General features: G+C 58.6%; 4 protein-coding genes. All 4 read left to right on the top strand.

Going from position 1 to position 2,595, the window contains the following annotated elements; genetic code table 11:
- Positions 1–483 precede the first annotated feature (483 nt).
- The 4 genes from NX05_RS19785 (at position 484) to NX05_RS23275 (ending at position 2,479) form a co-directional block, all read left to right on the top strand.
- Positions 484–708 carry a hypothetical protein gene (locus tag NX05_RS19785; RefSeq protein WP_039435026.1) on the top strand — a complete coding sequence of 75 codons (225 nt, stop codon included), beginning with the start codon at positions 484–486 and terminating at the stop codon, positions 706–708.
- 390 nt (positions 709–1,098) lie between these two features.
- Entirely contained in the window at positions 1,099–1,578 is a 480-nt protein-coding gene (locus tag NX05_RS23285) for a JAB domain-containing protein (protein WP_080764495.1), read from the top strand.
- Between the two features lie 75 nt (positions 1,579–1,653).
- Entirely contained in the window at positions 1,654–1,845 is a 192-nt protein-coding gene (locus NX05_RS25070; protein ID WP_080764494.1) for a hypothetical protein, read from the top strand.
- A 217-nt stretch (positions 1,846–2,062) separates the two neighbouring features.
- Positions 2,063–2,479 (top strand): DNA adenine methylase, encoded by a 417-nt coding sequence (locus NX05_RS23275; RefSeq protein ID WP_261380872.1) that lies wholly within the window; start codon positions 2,063–2,065, stop codon positions 2,477–2,479.
- The last annotated feature ends 116 nt before the right edge of the window (positions 2,480–2,595 follow it).

The following is a 2,595-nucleotide window of genomic DNA, read 5'->3' as shown; positions in this document are numbered from 1 at the left end:
ACGCATGGGCGGAAATTGCAAGAAACCAGCCTTCAGCGTAGCGAACACTGGTAGTTTTAGCACGCCGGTGCAGACATCAAGGCCTTGCGGTCGTTGGGTGGTTGGGGTTTTTCAGGGGCGACTAATTCGTGTCAATTTATCGCAGTCAATTTCGTACTGTTTGCAGTAAATAATCTAACTAAATGAGCTTGTCGCTCGATTTTTAAAATTAATTTAAGTTAAATGTTAGCCTATTATTGTTAGTCTGAATTTATATTCAAAGCAGCGATATGCCTGGATCGGAACTTTCTGACATCCGATAGGGCGCGACACCGATGGTGCGACGAATGCCAGGAGTGCAGTCTGACCTTGCCGGACGTGGGCCCCGATGGTCGCTCACCCCGCGGGGCGCTTGAGCAGCGCCATCTCGGCACCTGAAGAGGCTAGTTGTGTGGCGTTGGCGGCGTCTCAAGCGGTGCGACCGCACTGCCGATACTCAGGCCCATGGACAGAGCCGAGCTTCGCCGTCACCTCGAACGCCTGGATGCTGCGGTGCCCGCCCTGCGGGCCTCAAGTCCTGATCGCCGTCATTTTTGGCAAGCCTTTGCCAGCATGGCCTCTGCCATCGAGAGCAAGGCCATGTCGAACGAGGACGCGCAGTTCGTTGGCCGTCGAGCCGAGGAAATCTTGTCCTGGCACGGGCTGGGAAACTTAGACGAACACGTCTGAGCCCGTTGGGGTCGACTAGCCCATCCCGATGCCTGCGCGCTTCTCATGCGCAGCGATGGGTGCGTAAGGCAAGCAAGCACAGGTCCGCGGAAACCCATCACTGGCTGCAAAGCCCAGTCATCGCCTGCTGACATCAATCGACCCCGCCCATCCGAATACCGTTTAGCCCGCAGGTCTTGTAGGGCATGCGTGGTGCTGTCTCCACCAGCGCTGGGCCTCTGAAAGGGACCTTAGCTTCGCTGTCCCGACCGCAAGGACAGGCCTCCTCCTCGGCGCTGGCGCTTTGTTGCGGCCCTTCGCTGCGCGGTGCCCCCTGTCGGGTGCGGTAGGGCCGGACGCTCCGCCTGTCGGTTCTCACGAGGCGCACAACGCGCTGGTGGAGACAGACCGATGAAGCGCACCCAAGACTTGAAGGCTCAATACCAACTCCAGATGGACGAGGAGGGCATCTTGCTCGCCGCCGCGACCATCTTGGAACAGCGCCTTCAACGCCAAGGCCGCATCCACAGTCCCGAGCAGGCCGGCAGCTACCTTGTCGCCCGCTGCGCCCACCTGCCGCACGAAGTCTTCGGCGTCGTCTTCCTCGACACCAAACACCGCATCCTGGCAACCGAACACCTCTTCAGCGGCACAGTCGACGGCTGCGAAGTCCATCCCCGAGTCGTCGCCCAGCGCGCGCTGGCGCTCAACGCCGTTGCCGTCATCCTCTTCCACAACCACCCGAGCGGGAACCCGGAGCCCAGCGAAGCTGACCGGAAGGTCACCGAACGCCTGAAGCAGGCGCTGGCGCTGCTCGATATCCGAGTCCTCGACCACTTGGTCATCGGCGGGCGTCAGCACACCAGTCTGGCCGCAAGGGGGGGGGCATAGCCAGCCCCTTCACCTTGGCAGCCTGCCGACGCTAGACTGCCAAGGCAGATCCACGTCCACATCCATGGAGCAGGAATGAAGGCGTTCCGCGTGCGAGGAATTGTGTGGGAGACCAAAGGCAAGCGTCCTGCGTTACCCGCTGAAGCCACTGTCGAATGCGAGAGCGAAGCAGACATCGCCGATGCGCTTAGCGATGCTTACGGATGGTTGGTGAGTGCCTTTACTGTCGTGGGCAGATCCAGTAGCGGTCGCGGGCCAAGCGCTTAATTCGGACCTAGAGATGCGAGCCATCCTGCTTGTTAGGCTAATGGAGCTACTTGGACCCAAGGACCATACAAGCTGCTTTTCTTCGCCTGCGAGGCTCGGGTGGAGCTGCGGAACTTTGATCTCCTGCTCCAAATCTGGCTCGCAAAAAGGCCCCCACGATTGACAAATCAGCACCCGTCTTTAGCATTGCCTTACTGAAAAAGAGCGAAATTGTGACATGAGCGAGGGTAAGGACGGAAACTTTTATAGCCCTCTGCGTTACCCAGGTGGCAAAGGCCGAATGGGGCCTTGGCTCGCAAGGCTGATGCGTGAAAATGGCTTGGAAGGAGGATGCTATGTCGAGCCTTACGCGGGTGGGGCTGGGGCTGCCCTTTATTTGCTTCTGCGAGGGCATGCTAAGCGAATTGTGATCAATGACGCAGACCCAGCTATTCACGCTTTCTGGGAGACTTTAGTTGATCGCCCTGACGAATTGATACGCCTCATTTGGGCGCATGCTCCTACGATGGAAACCCGGGGCTGGTCCCAGCAGGTGCTGCGGGATTTAGCGAACCACACAACTGCTGAGGTCGGTTTCGCCGCTTTCTTCTTGAATCGAACCAGTCGGTCTGGAATTCTAAATGGTCGCCCCTGAAAAACCCCAACCACCCAACGACCGCAAGGCCTTGATGTCTGCACCGGCGTGCTAAAACTACCAGTGTTCGCTACGCTGAAGGCTGGTTTCTTGCAATTTCCGCCCATGCGTACACG

Origin of the sequence: Xanthomonas vasicola (assembly GCF_000772705.2) — a bacterium.
In the GTDB taxonomy this organism is placed as follows: Bacteria; Pseudomonadota; Gammaproteobacteria; order Xanthomonadales; family Xanthomonadaceae; genus Xanthomonas; species Xanthomonas vasicola.
Note: the sequence above shows the minus strand (reverse complement) of the source record. Positions and strands in the feature narration are given on the sequence as shown.

Excerpts from the sequence above, each read along its gene's own strand:
- NX05_RS19785 (WP_039435026.1), top strand. The coding sequence starts at position 484 with ATGGACAGAGCCGAGCTTCGCCGTCACCTCGAACGCCTGGATGCTGCG.
- NX05_RS23285 (WP_080764495.1), top strand. The coding sequence starts at position 1,099 with ATGAAGCGCACCCAAGACTTGAAGGCTCAATACCAACTCCAGATGGAC.
- NX05_RS25070 (WP_080764494.1), top strand. The coding sequence starts at position 1,654 with ATGAAGGCGTTCCGCGTGCGAGGAATTGTGTGGGAGACCAAAGGCAAG.
- NX05_RS23275 (WP_261380872.1), top strand. The coding sequence starts at position 2,063 with ATGAGCGAGGGTAAGGACGGAAACTTTTATAGCCCTCTGCGTTACCCA.